At 42.2% G+C, this 17,451-nt stretch carries 15 protein-coding genes and 1 riboswitch; of the genes, 9 read left to right on the top strand and 6 right to left on the bottom strand.

What is annotated here, in order from left to right; genetic code table 11:
• Window positions 1-159 precede the first annotated feature (159 nt).
• The 3 genes from H605_RS0102195 to thiO all read left to right on the top strand — a co-directional run bounded on the left by H605_RS0102195 (window position 160) and on the right by thiO (window position 3,052).
• Complete coding sequence (locus H605_RS0102195) at window positions 160-945, top strand: DUF2935 domain-containing protein (protein ID WP_037561453.1); 786 nt, start codon at window positions 160-162, stop codon at window positions 943-945.
• A 108-nt stretch (window positions 946-1,053) separates the two neighbouring features.
• On the top strand, window positions 1,054-1,341 hold the full coding sequence (locus H605_RS0102190; protein WP_155979454.1) for a S8 family serine peptidase: 288 nt from the start codon (window positions 1,054-1,056) through the stop codon (window positions 1,339-1,341).
• 340 nt (window positions 1,342-1,681) lie between these two features.
• Window positions 1,682-1,792: riboswitch (TPP riboswitch) on the top strand.
• Window positions 1,793-1,924: 132 nt separating this feature from the next.
• Window positions 1,925-3,052: a glycine oxidase ThiO gene (gene thiO, locus H605_RS0102185; protein ID WP_037561377.1), complete on the top strand. Its 1,128-nt coding sequence runs from the start codon at window positions 1,925-1,927 to the stop codon at window positions 3,050-3,052.
• 301 nt (window positions 3,053-3,353) lie between these two features.
• On the opposite strand, the gene H605_RS0102180 is transcribed toward thiO, so the two are convergent.
• The 5 genes from H605_RS0102180 to H605_RS0102160 form a co-directional block, all read right to left on the bottom strand.
• A complete protein-coding gene (locus tag H605_RS0102180; RefSeq protein ID WP_029052684.1) occupies window positions 3,354-3,581 on the bottom strand; it encodes a hypothetical protein in 228 nt (75 codons plus the stop codon).
• A gap of 201 nt (window positions 3,582-3,782) precedes the next feature.
• Window positions 3,783-5,243 carry a CoA-acylating methylmalonate-semialdehyde dehydrogenase gene (locus H605_RS0102175; RefSeq protein ID WP_029052683.1) on the bottom strand — a complete coding sequence of 487 codons (1,461 nt, stop codon included), beginning with the start codon at window positions 5,241-5,243 and terminating at the stop codon, window positions 3,783-3,785.
• A 33-nt stretch (window positions 5,244-5,276) separates the two neighbouring features.
• Window positions 5,277-6,452, bottom strand: a complete 1,176-nt coding sequence (locus tag H605_RS0102170; RefSeq protein WP_029052682.1) for an iron-containing alcohol dehydrogenase — start codon at window positions 6,450-6,452, stop codon at window positions 5,277-5,279.
• Between the two features lie 127 nt (window positions 6,453-6,579).
• Window positions 6,580-8,295: a sigma-54-dependent Fis family transcriptional regulator gene (locus H605_RS0102165; RefSeq protein ID WP_051210436.1), complete on the bottom strand. Its 1,716-nt coding sequence runs from the start codon at window positions 8,293-8,295 to the stop codon at window positions 6,580-6,582.
• A gap of 257 nt (window positions 8,296-8,552) precedes the next feature.
• Window positions 8,553-9,167 (bottom strand): TetR/AcrR family transcriptional regulator, encoded by a 615-nt coding sequence (locus tag H605_RS0102160; RefSeq protein ID WP_029052680.1) that lies wholly within the window; start codon window positions 9,165-9,167, stop codon window positions 8,553-8,555.
• A 237-nt stretch (window positions 9,168-9,404) separates the two neighbouring features.
• Here H605_RS0102160 and H605_RS0102155 point away from each other — a divergent pair, with 237 nt between their 5' ends.
• From H605_RS0102155 to H605_RS0102145, 3 genes are all read left to right on the top strand, one after another.
• Window positions 9,405-10,313 (top strand): NAD(P)-dependent oxidoreductase, encoded by a 909-nt coding sequence (locus H605_RS0102155; protein WP_029052679.1) that lies wholly within the window; start codon window positions 9,405-9,407, stop codon window positions 10,311-10,313.
• 33 nt (window positions 10,314-10,346) lie between these two features.
• A complete protein-coding gene (locus H605_RS0102150) occupies window positions 10,347-11,861 on the top strand; it encodes a CoA-acylating methylmalonate-semialdehyde dehydrogenase (RefSeq protein WP_029052678.1) in 1,515 nt (504 codons plus the stop codon).
• Between the two features lie 109 nt (window positions 11,862-11,970).
• Window positions 11,971-13,254 carry a GntP family permease gene (locus tag H605_RS0102145; protein ID WP_029052677.1) on the top strand — a complete coding sequence of 428 codons (1,284 nt, stop codon included), beginning with the start codon at window positions 11,971-11,973 and terminating at the stop codon, window positions 13,252-13,254.
• Between the two features lie 174 nt (window positions 13,255-13,428).
• On the opposite strand, the gene H605_RS17265 is transcribed toward H605_RS0102145, so the two are convergent.
• Window positions 13,429-14,034, bottom strand: a complete 606-nt coding sequence (locus H605_RS17265) for a transposase (RefSeq protein WP_051210435.1) — start codon at window positions 14,032-14,034, stop codon at window positions 13,429-13,431.
• Between the two features lie 395 nt (window positions 14,035-14,429).
• On the opposite strand from H605_RS17265, the gene H605_RS0102135 reads away from it, so the two are divergent.
• The 3 genes from H605_RS0102135 (at window position 14,430) to H605_RS0102125 (ending at window position 17,431) form a co-directional block, all read left to right on the top strand.
• Window positions 14,430-15,638 carry an acyl-CoA dehydrogenase gene (locus tag H605_RS0102135; RefSeq protein ID WP_029052676.1) on the top strand — a complete coding sequence of 403 codons (1,209 nt, stop codon included), beginning with the start codon at window positions 14,430-14,432 and terminating at the stop codon, window positions 15,636-15,638.
• A gap of 103 nt (window positions 15,639-15,741) precedes the next feature.
• Window positions 15,742-16,314: a TetR/AcrR family transcriptional regulator gene (locus H605_RS0102130; protein ID WP_369823702.1), complete on the top strand. Its 573-nt coding sequence runs from the start codon at window positions 15,742-15,744 to the stop codon at window positions 16,312-16,314.
• Window positions 16,315-16,372: 58 nt separating this feature from the next.
• The gene (locus H605_RS0102125; RefSeq protein ID WP_029052674.1) at window positions 16,373-17,431 is read left to right on the top strand and encodes a phosphotransferase family protein; all 1,059 of its coding nucleotides are present in this window, start codon (window positions 16,373-16,375) and stop codon (window positions 17,429-17,431) included.
• Window positions 17,432-17,451 lie beyond the last annotated feature (20 nt).

Below are 17,451 nucleotides of genomic sequence, written 5' to 3'. Positions count from 1 at the left end.
ATACATACATAAAAACAGCGGCTACACATAGTATGAATAGGGAAGAAGGCTACTGAAAATGGAAGTCTCTTTACACTATATTGACGTGTGAAGAGAATATCTACTATTAGAGACCTCAATGAATAGGGAGGGAATGTATTGAAGAGTTTACAGGAAGAGATGTCATTTGAACTGCGTTTTTGGTTACAGATATTAGGTGATCATGCACGCTTCATTCACGATTCTTTAGCGCCGGATGAAGTGGCAAATATTGAGACAGCAAGTTATTATATACAGTTATTTGATGGTCTTCTTGCTAAAGCAAAGGGAGATCTCGATACACAATCTCTACGGACAATAGCGCAAGAAACTCTAAAAGCGAGTGAAGATATTCGCAAGTTTAAATTATTATTAATACAGCAGCATTTAGTCGGCAATATCAAAATTTCTCTGCCACCTTCATTTATTAATCACATGGTGAATGAAGTAGAAGAGGCTATACGCATATTTAGATGCTTTGCAAAAGGAGAGAAACCACCGACTGTACATCCTCTTCACCATGACTTGCTGTGGTTACTCGATGCGGCAGGGCATGCAGGCGCTCTTGATGCAAATTTAGACCGTGTGGAAACCAAGCTCAAAAAGAAAAGTGAACGATTTACTAAAGAGTGGGAAGCATTTTATCTAAAAGCAATTGAGATGGCTGGTTATTTACGTACGAATATTATGAAATTCCCAGCGTTAACTAAATTCCATCAGGACATTAACTTAGAGATGACTATTTTTAAAGCATTTTTAAGAGAGTTGGAAGAGATGGATTTGAAGAAAGAAACGCTAGGAACACTAACCCCCTTAATGGCAGATCACATGGCGCGTGAAGAAATATATTATTTAATGAAATTAGCTGAATCCACTGATATTCCATCACCAAAGGGAGATCCGACGAAATCACGTGTTGAGTCTTGAATGGGAGGATGAGGTACCAGGTCCCCACACAATTACAATGGAGTATTAGTGATGAGGCAGATATAGATACCGTTCAGCGGCAATTACTCGAACATCCTAGTATTTCACATGTCGAGCCAAACTATGAATATCGTCATCGGAGTAATTGACTCAGGACTGGGCATTCGTCACGAAGATTTGCAAGGACGTATTCAATCAGGCGGGTATAATGTTAATGATAATAATACAAACATCATGGATCTAGATGGGCACGGCACGCAGGTAGCAAGAGTAATCGCTGCCACAACTGGGAACAATATAAGTATTGCAGGAGTTACTGATCCGTATACTATGAAGATCCTTCCGATAAGAAAGCACTGTTCATCAGTCAAAGTGTTGAATCTTCCTACACAATAATAGAAGGTTATTTAATAAGTACATGGATTAAGAAAGTTCTACCAACACTTTTGGATTGCAATAGTGCTGTATTTACAGTCCAACTTACGTTTCTAGTAAAAAGTGAGTTGAGAATATTTTAGTGTCGGAATACGCTGTGTACGACACAATTCAGTCAATACACTACAATTGCATACAAAAAGAACCTAGTAGCCAATCACCTGGTCGGATGAATGGCTTGCCGTTGTATGATTATTCTCTTTGATGTCTTGTCATAAAATCACCTTGCATAGGCACCGAACCATAACTAATTTCAAATGACAAATTTCGGCTTGTATGTTATTCTGAAAAAAATGAATATTTCATCCACTGGAGGTGCCTTTAAAAAAGGCTGAGATCAAAGTGATTGACTTTGGGACTCTTGGAACCTGATCCAGCTCGTACTGGCGGAGGGAAGTGGCACTGCTTACATCACTTGTATGTTATGGACTGTATACATGAGGCGCTGCTTTCTTCTATGAAAGTGGCGTTTTTCATTTTCTAACAGGCCGGTATAGATGTTCAATGGCATCAGTATTTAGGTCATCTATGAGGAGTGGAAACAATGAAGACATATGATCATGTTGTTATTGGCGGAGGAGTAATAGGTTGTTCCATTGCCTATCGACTGGCCAAAGAAGGCTTAAGCGTAGCTGTATTTGATGCAGGCAAAGCCGGACAGGCCTCTATGGCAGCAGGAGGGATGCTTGGGGCGCAAAATGAGTTTGTGCAGGACAATCCGTTGTTGGGAATCGCACTGGAAAGCCGAGCGATGTTCCCTCAACTACGTGATGAATTGCTGTCCGAAACGGGTATAGACATTGATTTACGAACAGCTGGCCTGATCAAAACGGCCGCGACAGAACAGGATCGTGACGAGCTGCACCGGCAGTATCACTTTTTATCCGAAAAGGACTCATCCATTCAGTGGCTTGAGCCGGAAGAAGTGCCGGAGATCGAACCTTGTATGATGTCCCAAACTGCCGGTGCTATTTTTCTGGAAAAAGACCATCAAGTGAAAGCCCCCTTGCTCGCTCAGGCCTTTTTGAAAGCAGCAATGAATGCCGGTGTCCATGTATATGAAGAAACAAAGGCTCTTCGTCTGCTGATTCAGCACAACCGGATAGTGGGGGTTGATACTTCAATCGGCTCGCTTTATGCAACTCAAGTGACGATTGCAGCCGGTGCCTGGAGCAGCCATCTCTTAGAAGACACTAATTTTTCCTTGCCCGTCATTCCTGTGAAAGGTGAATGCTTGTCAATCCGGCTGGCTGGCCCTGCACCGGTCAAAACGATTTTTGCGGTAGACGGCTGTTATATTGTGCCGAAACGAAATAAGGAAATGCTCATCGGTGCAACGTCTATTCCCGGTTCCTTTGATACATCCGTAACGGCTCATGGCATTCTTTCACTATTACAACGGGCTTCCCGCCTATTGCCTGTGCTTAGTGATGGAGTGATCCACCGAACATGGGTCGGTGTACGTCCCCAAGCCGCAGACCATCTGCCGATCATGGGGTCTCATCCGTTCATCGACGGGCTGCATATATGTACCGGTCATTACCGAAATGGCATTTTGCTTAGCCCGATTACAGGTATACTGATGAAGGATTACATAAACGGCTGTCAGAAGACGCATGAGTTGCTTACTCCTTTTGCTTTAAGTGGCGCCAGGTTGAGTTACCAAGCCTAGGTCGCAGCATATAGTGGGTGGAAGTCCTGCCGAGAATGAATTAGCCATTCACCCGTAGCGAGTCTTGGAGGATGTGAGGAACAAACTGTGCTTGTGTTAAATGGGCGAAGCGAATGCTATCATTGCTGTTGATTTTGGATCGTTATCGCGGTGATTATGTTGTCGTTTGCCGTCCAGTGTAATTTTTAGTAATCATTACACTACGTAAAGTATGTGCTACTTAAATATTTTTTTAATTCACGCAGTTCAATATATTTAAAAATACAGCCGCCACTATTAAAGTGGCGGCTGCATTTATTCATCAGTGTTTACGATGATGAAACAGACGGGACAGGCCTTTCAGAATGATCGCCAAGGCGAACAACACGATGATGATCACAATGATCACTGCAACGGCTAACAGCAGCGCGTTTCCAGGGAAGGCCATCAATATAGCGGGCACAATTAAAAACAAGCCGAGCAAAGCATATCCGGCTATAATCCCGAAGAAGAAAAGCTGTTCTTTGCTTACTTTTTCACATTTCGACATAAACTTCACCTCCTTGCTGTACTATATGTAACCTCCAGCAAGGCGAACTAATGCAATACACACGGTTGTTGTAAAAAAAGTAGAAACGGTACCAGGTCCCCACACAATTCGAAACTATTCAGACAATTACAATTCGATAATACGTAAAACACCTTCTCTCTGTTTAAAACAAAGAGAAGGTGTTTTCGTATGGTATAGTGATTACTCCCACCGACCAGTAAGTACTTTCTGACGTGTATAGAAGTTCAGTCCATCTTTTCCATTGGCGTGAAGATCACCATAGAAGGAATCTTTCCAACCGGAGAACGGGAAGAAGGCCATAGGTGCAGGTACGCCGATATTTAATCCGAGCATTCCTGCATCGATGTTTTCACGGAAGTTCCGTACATTTCCGCCGTCTCTTGTGAAAATACAAGCACCGTTAGCGAACTTGGATTGATTCGATAATTCGATTGCTTCATCTAAGTTTTTCACACGGCTGATGGATAAAACAGGAGCGAAAATTTCGTCTTGCCAAATTTTCATCTCACTTGTTACATGATCAAAGATGGTAGGTCCGACAAAGTATCCTTTTTCTTTAGCTGCGCTGTCTTGGCGGCCGTCGCGAACGAGTGTTGCGCCTTCTTTTTCACCTGTCGCGATGTATTGTTCTGTTCGTTCTTTATGAGTATCACGAATGACAGGTCCTAGGAAGATTCCTTCGTCCAAACCGTTTCCGATGGTGAGTTCATTCGCACGATTAAGTAAAGTTTCAACAAACTCATCTGCAATATCGTCTTCAACAGCGACGACTGAACAAGCCATGCAACGTTCTCCGGCTGAACCGAATGCTGCGTTGATAATTTGAGTAGCGGCATTGTCCAAGTTCGCATCTTTTAATACGATGGAGTGATTTTTTGCTCCAGCTAGTGCTTGAACGCGTTTTAGATTATCCGTACCGCGTTTGTAGACGTACTCTGCGACTGGCTGAGATCCTACGAAAGAAATGGCAGCAATTTTTTCGTGATCCAGAATACTATTTACTACGTCATGTGCTCCGTGCACAATATTGAAGACGCCTTTTGGTAAGCCGGCTTCTTCGAGTAGTTCAGCTAAGCGGTTTGCTAGCATCGGCGTACGCTCGGATGGCTTGAGTACAAATGTATTTCCTGTTGCGATCGCCATCGGGAACATCCAGCATGGCACCATCATCGGGAAGTTGAATGGTGTGATTCCACCGATGACGCCAATCGGGTAACGGTATGTTCCAGATTCCAAACCTGATGAGACGGATGGCAAGTTATCTCCCATCATCAAAGTAGGCGCTCCTGTGGCAAATTCCACACATTCAATTCCGCGTAGCACTTCACCGTGCGCTTCGGTAAAGTTTTTTCCGTTTTCGACTGTTATAATTCTAGCGAGTTCATCCCAGTGATCTACTAATAGCTGCTGATATTTGAATAGAATACGTGCGCGACGTGGAACGGGTACTTCTTTCCAAGTAATGAATGCTTCGCTTGCAGCTTGTACTGCCCGATCCAAATCTTCAGTAGTTGAGATCGGAACGTGTGCAACGACTTCTCCAGTGGCGGGATTATATACAGGCTCTGTTTGGTCTGTCGTAGCGGATACCCATTCACCGTTAATATAGTTTTGTACTGTCAATGTAGAATTTGTTGTCATATAGATGACCTCCTATTGTAATTACATATCCTATTAAAATTGGTATTCATAGCATATTTGATATAGCTCTGCGATTTCCTCTTTTGAAGGCGTTTTAGGATTATTGCTTGGACTTCCGCTATCAATCGCGTCTGTAGACATCTTGCTGAGAGCGCTTACAAATTCTTTGCGTTGGATTCCCCATTGTTCAAGATTCGGGATATCTAATGATTTACATAAGTCCTTCACTGATTGTACAGCAACTTCTGCGGCGTCTTCTTCTGATAATTGTTCTGCTTGGGAAGAAAAAATTCGACCGATGTCTGCCAGTCTATTAATACATGCGTCTTTGCTATATTCCAGTATAGCAGGTAAAAGCATCGCATTCGAGAAACCGTGCGGCACATCAAATAGGGCACCGATTGGTCGGGACATACCATGGATTAAACAAACAGACGCATTGGAGAACGCACTTCCAGCTTGAAGGGCAGCGAGTGACATGCCTTCTCTAGCTTCAATGTTTTGACCGTCCGTGTATGCTTTATGCAAATTCTTAGAGATTAACTTGATTGCGGATAAGGCCATCATATCTGTCATCGGATGAGATTTTTTAGATATGTATGCTTCAATCGCGTGACTCAGTGCATCTACGCCGGTCGCAGCTGTTACTTTTTGAGGAGAAGAGAGCGTCAGCAATGGATCGACGATCGCTACATTCGGCATGAAAGCGGGCTGTTTAATCATCATTTTTACTTTAGTTGCTGAGTTCGTGATGACGGTTACGTCTGTTGCTTCTGAACCGGTTCCTGCAGTAGTTGGAATGGCGATATGAGGTACAGATGCTATTTGCGCAATTTTCTTCATGCCAACATAATCTTCAATGTTTCCGCCATTAGTCGCAACTACTGCAACCGCTTTCGCAGTATCGATACAGCTTCCGCCACCTAATGAAATAATTAGGTCGCATGTTTCATCTTGAAATAATTGAAGTGCATCCTCTACATATTGATCATTAGGTTCTGAAGCTACACCGAGGAATACTACGCTGTCGACAGAATAATCCGATAATTTATGCTGGCAATTTTCTACGTAACCGTGCTTCTGCATAATTTGGTCGCTGATGATCAGTGCTTTTTTACCGAGAAGTTTGGCTTTTTCACCGATCTGAGCAAAAGAATTTTGCTGATACAGTATCGTCGGCGGCATTTGAAACGTTTTGCAAGTTTCCATTCGGTCAGCTCCTTAAATTATAATACTTGTAATAGAGTAGTACGTTTAAAGCAGGAGTGAAAAAAGTGTAGCGTCTAGGCTACACTTTTATTTATAAAGCGAGTGTAGCATTACGGCTACATTCAAGTCAAATATTAAATTTTCTCATTTTTTTGTATAATGTAGTTCTATGAATTCCGAGTAGCTCGGCAGTCTTTGATTTATTCCCGTCTGTCTTATCTAGTAAATCGATAATCATCTTTTTTTCTTCCGCGTCTTGTTTTTCTCGTATATTCTCTAACGTATGGATACTTTGTCCATCTACGATCAGTTTAGGTAAGTCTGTTACGTCAATATGATCGGAATTAACTGTGCTTACTAAGTGTTCTAGCACATCAATCAACTCCTCGATATTGCCTCTCCATTCGTAATTCATCAAGTACGTAACTGCCGAAGTGGTGAAAGACTTCTCGGGTATTTTATGTGTGTAGCATATTTCCTGCATATAATGTGACAGTAAATAGGGAATGTCTTCCTTCCTGTTACGAAGTGCCGGAATGTTCAGTTGCAACGGATTTAATTGCGCATATAACTCGGAGCTGAATGCATCACTCTCGGCTAATTCAAATAAATCCTGTGTAGAAGAAATAATTAGTTGGATAGGGAAGCCTTCTGGAGCATGTCTTAAAAAGTCCAGTAGTTTCATTTGTATAGTCATGGATAAAGCTTCTATATCCTGTAAGTAAAGTGTGCATTCGTTTCCGGAAGTGAGAATTCCGTGCTGACCGAAAAGTTGTTCTTCCACGTTTTTCGAGCCCTCTACCGTACAGTGTATAATCGTGAATGATTTTGATGCGATCGGGCTCAATAAGTGAATACTTTCTGCGAATGCATTTTTCCCCGTGCCTCTTTCGCCTGATAGTAGAACGACAGCTTGTGTCCGTGCAGCAGTCCGCGCTATTCTTTTTAAGTCGGATATCGCTTCACTCGTTCCGATCATTTGATTGAGACTTGAAAAGCCTTCGGATGATAGGGGAGGGAGTTCTGTATCGGCCAAGCCTTTCTGCAACTGTAGTCGTTCATAAATTCGATAAATCTCTGAAACCCCTTCAAAAATGAGCATTCCAATTGCGGCGACAACTTTACCATTTTTCCAGATAGGAATTCGATGAACAACCATATCTTGTCCTTGTATATTTTGTAGAACACCTCTTTCCGGAATGCCTTTTTGGACCGTTTCATGTAAATTCGTGTTTTCAATTACGTCTGTTACATGCCTTCCCATTGCCTCGGATCGAGGTACGCCTGTGAATTTACTATAGGCATCATTGAATTCGATGATCATACCATCTTCATCAACTACAGCAATTCCTTCATATGCTTTTTCAAGAATGACAGATAAAATATCAGTAACTTTTTCATTTTGTATATAACTTTCCATCAATGCGGTTAGCCCTTTGAAGATTTCTCTTTGCGTTAGTAGGCCAGTGAGCACGCCTTGTTGATTTTTCACCATAAAGACAGTCGTATTATTGGAACCCAAAGGAAGTCCACTCAATAATGTCCGTTCATCTATTTCAGCTACTTGCATGGGCAACATAGTCTCGAGCAATGTGTGCTGATCACGACCATTGACGAATGCTTCGAGTATATGATGGGGAGTCATCATGCCAATCGGTCTCTGTTGTTGATCGACAATAGGAAGATGCTCGATGTTCCATTCCTTCAAAATCTTAGCTGCTTCAAGCAATGTTCTATCTGATTGGATGACCGAAAAGTTTTCATTCATCCAATTCGCTACAGACATCCACTTTTTATCATTTTCAAACTGTATGAGTGTATTAATAAATGAATCTTTAAACATAAAAGCCTCCATAGGATATCTATTTTACTAAGTGTTATTCGATTATAGCGTGAAAATCATACATGTGCACGAGACTGAATAAGGTGTTAGGTTCCGGATATTTGGCGGGAGGTGCGGTTTTTGGTTGGGTGTATTTCGTTCCTGCAGTAAAAACACCTTCCTAAAAAAACAGGTAGAAGGTGTTTGGTGTTTACTATAGTTGAAACCGAGTGCTAGGGAGTCCGATATGTTATCACATTCTCTAAATAGATTTACATTCATTCACTATCACATTTCAATCCATCCAACACTACAGAAGTCATACTGTGGATTTCTACTACAGGATCTAAACGTTCTCTAAAAATGATCCAATCGTAGATCGTTCCGCGCATGCAACGTGTGACGAGCATTGAAATCTCGTCAACTGAAAGCTCTCGTTTAAACTCTTTTCGTTCTACTCCTTCTTCAACATAAGAGCGAATGATTTGATACAGTTGGCGATTTTGGTCAGTTAAATAGTGATCGTCATCTATCGTTAATGCTAGCGCACTTGTGTAAATCGTATGAATAAAATCTTTTCCTAAGACATCCCTCAAATACGTCATTTGGCCTTTATAAAAAAGAAGAATTTTTTCTGAAGCCTTGAGATCATCGGGAATGCTAGGAATGAATGATAGGTAAAATTCATCGATATCTTTAAACTTTTCCAAGAAGACATCATATTTCGAAGTGAAATGGACGTAGAATGCTCCTTTGGAAACATTACAAGCTTTTGCAATACTTTCTACCGTTACATTATCGAAACCTCTTTCATGGAAAAGCTCTAAGCCTTTTTCTAGGAGGTTTTTCTTGGTTTCTTGCGCTTTTAACTGTCTAGGTGTAAGTTCTGTCATGTTTGTTAACAGGATACCATGTTCACGAATTAATTTAAAATTTTTAGAAAACGGGTTGACTATTTGGATAATTATAGATATTATTGAGTGACTGTAGTATGTGACTACGATATGTCAGAGAAATTATTACTTAATTGAAAAGTAATTTAACGTTTACAAACTGTTAGGTATCTATATTTTTTTATTATTAATGATAACGCTTACATACATTAAGCGAATTAAAAAGGAGGAATATGTATGGCTAATGAAAAGAAGATTGGATTTATTGGGCTTGGGAATATGGGCTTCCCGATGGCGCGTAATTTATTGAAAAAAGGTTACTCGGTTTATGCTTTGGACATCAATAAAGAGTCTGAGCAGAGCTTCGGTGAATTGGGGGGGCATGTCGGTCTGACAACTGCTTCATTACTAAAGGAAGTGGATCTCGTTTTCACTAGTCTACCTACTCCTGCTATTGCGGAAAATGTGTATTTAGGCGAAGAGGGTATCGTGAATAGCGCTACGAAGCCATTAGTGTTAGTGGATTTAAGCACGATCTCACCAGAGTTGAACAGAAAGATTGAAAAAGAAGCTTTGGAGAAAAACCTTGAATATTTGGGAGCTCCAGTCAGCGGAAGTGTCAGTGGTGCGGTGAACGCTACGTTATCCATCATGGTAGGTGGCAAAAAAGAAACGTTTGAATCGGTACTGCTTTATCTACAGGCTATTGGATCGAATGTATTCCATGTAGGAAAAGATCCAGGTGTTGGTACTATCGTTAAGCTCATTAATAATATGATGGCAGGTATACACAATCAAGCCGTCGCTGAAGCACTTTCATTAGCAAAGCTCGCAGGTGTTGATCAGGATATCGTGTATGACATTGTCAACGTCAGCTCGGGTGCAAGTACAATTCTTACGCGTAATTATAAGACGTATATTTCACAAGATGAGTACACTAAAGGTGCATTCACGACTTCATTACTATTAAAAGATTTGAAGCTCGCAAAGCACGTATCGGATTCTCTTGACGGAGAGCTGCCGATTGCGTCGCAACTTATTGAATACTATGAAGCGGAAGTAGAAAAGGGTCACGCACATGAAGATATGTCTTCTTCCTACTTGATGATCCAAGACAAGTTAAATAAACAAAAGCAAAACGTATAAGAAAATCTACTATATATTAGGAGGAATGGACATATGCAAAAAACAGAAGTAAAGACATTGACTCATTTTATTAATGGTGTAGAGGTAGAAGGCAAGAGTGGACGATTTGGAGATGTCTTTAATCCATCCACTGGAGAGAAGATTGCGAAAGTACCATTGGCTTCAACAGAAGAAGTGAATGAGGTCGTGAAGCTAGCGAAAGAAGGATTTACTCACTGGTCTAAGGTTTCAGTAGGCAAGCGAGTGGAAGTCCTTCACAAGTTTCGTGCCTTACTTGTAGAAAACACGGATCGGTTGGCCTATGCGATAGGTGAGGAAAATGGAAAAACCATCTCTGATGCAACAGGTGAGATTACACGTGGTATCGAGTCAGTGGACTTTGCAATTGGCGCTCCACACTTGCTAAAAGGAGAGCACTCGGTGAATGTAGGGGGAGAGATCAATTCGTATTCCATGCATAAGCCACTAGGTGTTGTAACATGTATTGCACCATTTAACTTCCCGGTAATGGTACCAGTCGCGATGAGTACGATGGCAGTAGCAGTGGGTAATGCAATGATTCTGAAACCTTCAGAAAAGGTGCCTCATTCTGCATTAATTCTTGCGGAGCTATGGTCTGAAGCAGGACTGCCAGCCGGCGTTTGGAATGTTGTCAATGGCGATAAAGAGGCAGTGGATGCACTGCTTACGAATAAAGACGTTATGGCTGTTAGCTTTGTAGGCTCGACGAAAGTAGCTGAAGCAGTTTATGAAAAAGGAACGAAAAATCATAAGCGTGTACAGGCATTCGGTGGTGGAAAGAATAATATGGTCATCATGCCGGATGCGGATATCGATACAGCGGTCAATTCATTCCTCGGTGCAGCTTATGGTGCCGCATCACAAAGATGTATGGCGATTTCTACTGCGATTCCCGTAGGTGAGAAAACAGCTGACGCATTTGTTGCGAAGCTAACAGAGAAAGTGAACGAGCTCAAAGTCGGCAAGTTCGATGACCAAGAGGCGGATTTTGGACCTGTGATCAGTGCTGAGGCAAAAGCGAGTGTAATAAAATCCATAGATTTGGCTATAGAAGAGGGTGCCGTTCTGGCAGCGGACGGACGAAACCCTAAAGTAGCGGATGAAAATGGCTATTACTTAGCGCCAACATTGCTCGATCATGTAACAACCGATATGAATGTGTATAAGGAAGAAGTCTTCGGTCCTGCACGAATCGTTGTTAGGGTAAATACGTTGGAACAGGCGATTGATCTGATTAATGAGCATGAATATGGTAATGGCGTTACGCTCTATACCAATAGTGGAAGCGCTGCAAGAACGTTCACGGATCAAATTGAAGTAGGAATGGTAGGAGTGAATGTTCCGATTCCAATTCCGGTTGGTTACCATAACTTCGGTGGATGGAAACGCTCCAGATTTGGTGAAGGGCAAATGTTCGGTCCGGATACTGTTCGTTTCTTTACAAAAACTAAAACCGTTTCTGAGAGATGGTTTGATACTTCTTATAATGATGAAAGCAAAACAGATTTCGACTTCCCAAGTAGTTGATTGACCATAAGCAGGATCGTAGTGAATACATAACTTCGATCCTGCTTTATTTCTAACATAAAGTAGTTTGACGATTGAAAAGTATACAGCCTGATGGAGGAGGGATAGGATGTTAGGGATATTTATAGGCTTAGTGTTGCTTATGGTATTGGCTTATAGAGGTTGGTCGATTATCTGGATTGCACCGATTTGTGCAGGAATTGTTGCGTTATTTGGTGGATTAAACTTATTGGATGCGTATACGGATACATATATGACGGGTTTTGTTAACTTTGCTAAGCAATGGTTTCCGGTATTTATGTTGGGGGCGATTTTCGGAAAGTTGATGGAGTACAGCGGAATGGCCCATTCAGTAGCTATTGGAATTTCACGTGTTTTTGGTAAAGAGCGTGCGATCATTGGTGTCATTGTGGCAGCAAGTGTATTGGCTTACGGTGGCGTGAGTGTGTTCGTTGTAGTATTCGCAGTCTATCCATTGGCACTTAATATGTTCCGTGAAGCGAATATAAGCAGACGTCTTCTACCGGGAACGATTGTTGCGGGAATGATGACATTCGCCATGACGGCATTACCGGGCACACCGCAAATCCAGAATCTAATCCCGACACAGTACTTTCATACGACAGCGGCAGCGGCTCCGATTATAGGACTTGTTTCATCGGCGTTCATGATTGTCTCTTCCATATTGTATTTGAATCGTAGAGTGCGCGTGTTAAGAGAAGCAGGGGAAGTCTTCGAAGAACGTAAAGAGGATTTGAATGCAGAACCACGTACGAAGTATCCACATATCATTCTTTCATTACTACCTTTACTGGCTGTAATCATAACATTGAACTTTTTGAAATGGGATATTGTCATATCTCTTGCAACGGGAATTGTTCTTATATTAATCATTTCGATCAGAGAATTTAAAGGTTTCACAAAAGCGGTAAACAGTGGAGCGAGCGATTCCGTCATGGCGATGATTAACACTAGTGCTGCAGTAGGATTCGGAACGATTGTACGATCGGTTCCAGGCTTCGAGAAGTTAAGCGATGCGATTTTAGGGATCAATGCAAATCCCTTAATCTCTGAAGCCATTGCGGTAAACGTTTTAGCAGGAGCAACAGGGTCGGCTTCGGGTGGTCTTGGTATCACATTAGAAGCACTAGGCTCGCACTACTATGAAATTGCGACAACTACTGGTCCTGCGCCTGAAGCTTTTCACCGAATTGCATCGATTGCTTCGGGTGGATTGGATTCCCTACCTCATAACGGAGCGATCTTGACGATTTTAATTGTGACAGGGATGACGCATAAGGAATCGTATAGAGAGATGGGTGTGATTGCGATTGTATTCCCTATGCTTTCGTTGATTCCTGCGATTGCGCTTGGGATTATTGGGGTTTATTGATTGTGCTCGGGGTTGTCGGTGGTGGGGCGCGGTGGCGGTGCCAGGTGGCGGTGCCAGGTGGCGGTGCCAGGTCCCCACACAATTCGAAACTATTCTGACAATTTAGCGCGCAATGCAAAAAAAGGTTTCTATTCCAGTGGGGTAGAAGCCTTTTTGAGTTTCATTTTGTTGCAGTTAAGTAAGGACTTCTAAAATGTCAGCACTTTTATTGATGTTCAAAATATCCTCTATTTCCATCAAACAATAGTTCACGTAGGCTTCTGTAGTTTTCTCGAATGGTTGAGGTAAGAATTGTGGGAGTTTTGATGTATCAAGATAAGGATAAGGTGACGAAGCAGATGAGTGGTAGTAGGGGAATGTACTAAATGGATAATCAGCCAAATGTTTGACCATAGGTGTTTTTGTTGCAATTGGATTTCGATGAATATAGCGGCTTACGGCAAGCATAGCGTAAGGAGATTTCACTTCCTTGCAATAATATCGGCCCTGGTAAAGCTGTCCGACATATCCGTAACGTTTAGAGTAATAATCACTATATTTCCTATTAATATGCCGCATGATGTTGGATAGATTGTCTTCAGATTGTAGTAGAATATGGTAGTGATTTGTCATGATACAGTACGCAAAAACTGTAAACTGATAATCGATTGAAGCATGACCCATGCATCGCATCAAATGCAGCATGTCTTCATCGGTGGAATAGATGTTTTGTCGGTTATTCCCACGCATGACGACATGGTAGTTTGCACCCGGCCTCCAATTCCGTTTACGTCTTGCCATTGACCTCTCCTCCAATTATTTTGTGAATATATTGAGTATAGAGGAAAAGTTTTATTTTGGTCAAAAGGGCGAAATTGAATTTTGGAAAGTGGGAAGTGCATATAGATCATGTTGTGGTTTTGAAGAATTGAGTTTTTGGTGCTATTCGGGTAGAAGATTTGAATTTCTGAGTGAATTGTGTCTGAATTGCACGGGGACCTGGTACCGTGTCGGACCGTGCCGCAAAGCAGAATTGTGTGCAAATTGTGTGGGGACCTGGCACCGTGTCAAAACCGTGCCACCCACCCCACCCCCACACCAAAAACCCCTTGCAACCCCACCCCATATCCCGTATAGTAAGTGTAATATTCAGAACATACCAACTGGTTAGTATAAACGAAAGGAAGTCAAAAACTATGAATTTTTCCTATTCCGAGAAAGTAGTGAAGTTGCAAGAGCAAGTGACGCAATTTATGGAGGAGTATATTTATCCGAATGAAACTGTGTTTCGCCAGCAGCAGGATGAGCAGGGGGATCGTTGGAATAAGATCCCGCCAATTATAGATGAATTGAAAGCAAAGGCGAAAGAGAAGGGGCTTTGGAATCTATTTCTTCCTGATGATAGCTATGGAGCAGGATTGACGAATCTAGAGTACGCGCCACTTTGTGAAATAATGGGGCGTTCATTCTTGGCGCCGGAAGTATTCAATTGTAATGCGCCAGATACTGGCAACATGGAAGTGTTGGCGCGTTATGGTACGGAGGAGCAGAAGAAGCAATGGCTCGAGCCTTTACTTGAAGGGGAAATCCGTTCTGCGTTTGCGATGACGGAAAAAGACGTGGCGTCGAGTGATGCGACGAATATTGAATCAAGTATTGTACGCGATGGCGATGAGTATGTGATAAACGGTAGGAAATGGTGGACTTCGGGTGCTGGGGATCCTCGTTGTAAAGTGATGATCTTTATGGGCAAGAGTGATCCGAACGCTGCGAAACATGAACAGCAATCGATGATCCTTCTGCCGATGGATGCGGAAGGCGTAACAGTGGAGCGCATGCTACCTGTTTTCGGCTATGATGATGCGCCGCATGGACACGCGGAAATTCTCTTTACCGATGTACGTGTGCCAGCAGAAAATATATTGTGGGGTGAAGGGAAAGGGTTTGCGATTGCGCAAGGTAGATTAGGGCCTGGCCGTATTCACCATTGCATGCGTTTAATCGGAGCGGCCGAACGTTCGCTTGAATTGATGTGTAAAAGAACGAGTGAAAGAGAGACGTTTGGTCAGAAAATTTCCAATCACGGTGTCGTGCAGCAATGGATTGCGGAATCACGTATGGATATTGAACAGGCGCGTCTGCTGACATTAAAAGCCGCATACATGATGGATACAGTCGGTAATAAAGTTGCGAAATCAGAAATTGCTATGATTAAAGTCGTAGCACCGAATATGGCGTTGCGTGTGATTGATCGGGCGATTCAAGCATTTGGCGGAGCGGGTGTTAGTGAAGACTTCCCGATTGCATATATGTATGCAGCAGCGCGGACGTTGCGTATTGCAGACGGTCCGGATGAAGTGCATTCGAGACAGATTGCTAGATTGGAATTGAAAAAGTACAGATAAATATTGGATACAATAGGTCTTCTATTTCGTTCGTTTTGCATGAGGATTCGATCCGCTGAAATGTGATATAGTATGAGGTAAATAACATGAAGAGGGTCGAGGAATGAGTATGAAAGCTAAAATTACACAAGCAAGTGTGTTGTTGTTTGAAGAAAAAGGATTTAGCGATACATCGATTCAAGATATAGTCGAAGCAATCGGTGTGACAAAAGGGACATTTTATTATTATTTCAATAGTAAAGAGCAATTATTGATGGAAATTCATCTCGAATATATTTCGGATTTGCTAAAACGCCAACAGACGATTTTAGAATCGGATCATTTATCAGGTCGTGAAAAGCTTGAAGCCATTATCGCGTTGCTCATCCATGATATTCAGTATAACGGGCCGAGTGGTCGTGTGTTTTTCCGTGAAATGCGCCATTTAGTTGAACAGAATGTCGATACCATTGAAAAACAACGAGATCTATTTCGTCTAAATATCGAGCAGCTGATCACGGATAGCATCGAAGCGGGTGAATTCCGCCAAGACTTGCGTGCAGATATTGTGGCTTTTGGCGTATTAGGCATTACGAATTACAGCTACAACTGGTTTAATCCAAAAGGGAATATGTCCGCTGATGAATTGGTTGAACTATTTTCGAGTCTATTGCTTGAAGGAATCATTCCACGCTAAGCTGAGAAATCAGCTTACGCATAACATACCTACTGGTTAGTATGAAGGGGGATTAACTATGGAGAATGCTACAACAATTGACGTACGGTCTGGGGAAGAACTGAATAAAGAGAAGCTACAACACTTTATTCGAGAACATATTCCAGAAGCACCAGAAGGAGAATTGCGCATTCGTCAGTTCAGTGCAGGGCATTCCAATTTGACGTATCTTTTGCAAATTAATGAATGGGAAGCGGTATTACGCAGACCGCCGCTAGGGCCGGTTGCACCGAAAGCGCATGATATGGAGAGAGAATATCAAATTTTATCGAGTTTGCATCCGTATTTTAAACCGGCACCAAAACCATATGTCTTTTCTACAGATGAAGAGATTGTTGGAAGTCCGTTTTTCATTATGGAACGTCGGAATGGCATCGTGCTAGACACCGAATTCCCTGCTGACACGGTGTATACGCCTGAACTCGGCCGGAAGATTTCCGAATTACTAGTGGAGCAACTGGTTAGTTTGCATCAAGTAGATTATAAGAAAACGAAGTTAGTGGATATGGTGAAACCTGAAGGCTTTATGGAGCGACAAGTTGCGGGGTGGATCGGGCGTTATGAACGTGCGAAAACGGATGACGTGAAAGATTTGGACAAATTGATCGAGTACTTGAAGCGTAATGTGCCGGAGTCCGCAGAGCCTACGATTATTCATTATGATTATAAATTAAACAATGCGATGTTATCGGAAGACTATTCTGTAATGACAGGGTTATTTGACTGGGAAATGACGACAGTAGGTGATCCGCTCGCTGATGTAGGCGCTGCGATGAGCTATTGGATTCAAGCAGACGATCCTGAAATGCTTAAAAAAGGACTTGGCAAACCACCGGTCACAGTACTGGCAGGGTTTTTTACGAGAGATGAATTTATCGAACGCTATGCAGAGAAGAGCGGACGTGATGTGAGTTCAATTGATTATTATTTGACGTTTGCGTATTTTAAGTTGGCGGTTATTTGCCAGCAGATTTATTACCGCTATAAAAAGGGACAAACGCAAGATCGACGTTTTGCTCACTTCAATGTGTTTGTTGAAAATCTGATTCAGTACGCGTTAATTAGCGCTAGGAAGTAAGGGGTGACAGGGTGAGAATT

The organism is Sporosarcina ureae DSM 2281 (assembly GCF_000425545.1).
GTDB lineage: Bacteria > Bacillota > Bacilli > Bacillales_A > Planococcaceae > Sporosarcina > Sporosarcina ureae.
Note: the sequence above shows the minus strand (reverse complement) of the source record. Positions and strands in the feature narration are given on the sequence as shown.

Bases quoted from the DNA above. Each gene is read 5' to 3' on its own strand.
- H605_RS0102195 (WP_037561453.1), top strand. From the start codon at position 160: ATGTCATTTGAACTGCGTTTTTGGTTACAGATATTAGGTGATCATGCA.
- H605_RS0102190 (WP_155979454.1), top strand. From the start codon at position 1,054: ATGTCGAGCCAAACTATGAATATCGTCATCGGAGTAATTGACTCAGGA.
- thiO (WP_037561377.1), top strand. From the start codon at position 1,925: ATGAAGACATATGATCATGTTGTTATTGGCGGAGGAGTAATAGGTTGT.
- H605_RS0102180 (WP_029052684.1), bottom strand. From the start codon at position 3,581: ATGTCGAAATGTGAAAAAGTAAGCAAAGAACAGCTTTTCTTCTTCGGG.
- H605_RS0102175 (WP_029052683.1), bottom strand. From the start codon at position 5,243: ATGACAACAAATTCTACATTGACAGTACAAAACTATATTAACGGTGAA.
- H605_RS0102170 (WP_029052682.1), bottom strand. From the start codon at position 6,452: ATGGAAACTTGCAAAACGTTTCAAATGCCGCCGACGATACTGTATCAG.
- H605_RS0102165 (WP_051210436.1), bottom strand. From the start codon at position 8,295: ATGTTTAAAGATTCATTTATTAATACACTCATACAGTTTGAAAATGAT.
- H605_RS0102160 (WP_029052680.1), bottom strand. From the start codon at position 9,167: ATGACAGAACTTACACCTAGACAGTTAAAAGCGCAAGAAACCAAGAAA.
- H605_RS0102155 (WP_029052679.1), top strand. From the start codon at position 9,405: ATGGCTAATGAAAAGAAGATTGGATTTATTGGGCTTGGGAATATGGGC.
- H605_RS0102150 (WP_029052678.1), top strand. From the start codon at position 10,347: ATGCAAAAAACAGAAGTAAAGACATTGACTCATTTTATTAATGGTGTA.
- H605_RS0102145 (WP_029052677.1), top strand. From the start codon at position 11,971: ATGTTAGGGATATTTATAGGCTTAGTGTTGCTTATGGTATTGGCTTAT.
- H605_RS17265 (WP_051210435.1), bottom strand. From the start codon at position 14,034: ATGGCAAGACGTAAACGGAATTGGAGGCCGGGTGCAAACTACCATGTC.
- H605_RS0102135 (WP_029052676.1), top strand. From the start codon at position 14,430: ATGAATTTTTCCTATTCCGAGAAAGTAGTGAAGTTGCAAGAGCAAGTG.
- H605_RS0102130 (WP_369823702.1), top strand. From the start codon at position 15,742: ATGAGTATGAAAGCTAAAATTACACAAGCAAGTGTGTTGTTGTTTGAA.
- H605_RS0102125 (WP_029052674.1), top strand. From the start codon at position 16,373: ATGGAGAATGCTACAACAATTGACGTACGGTCTGGGGAAGAACTGAAT.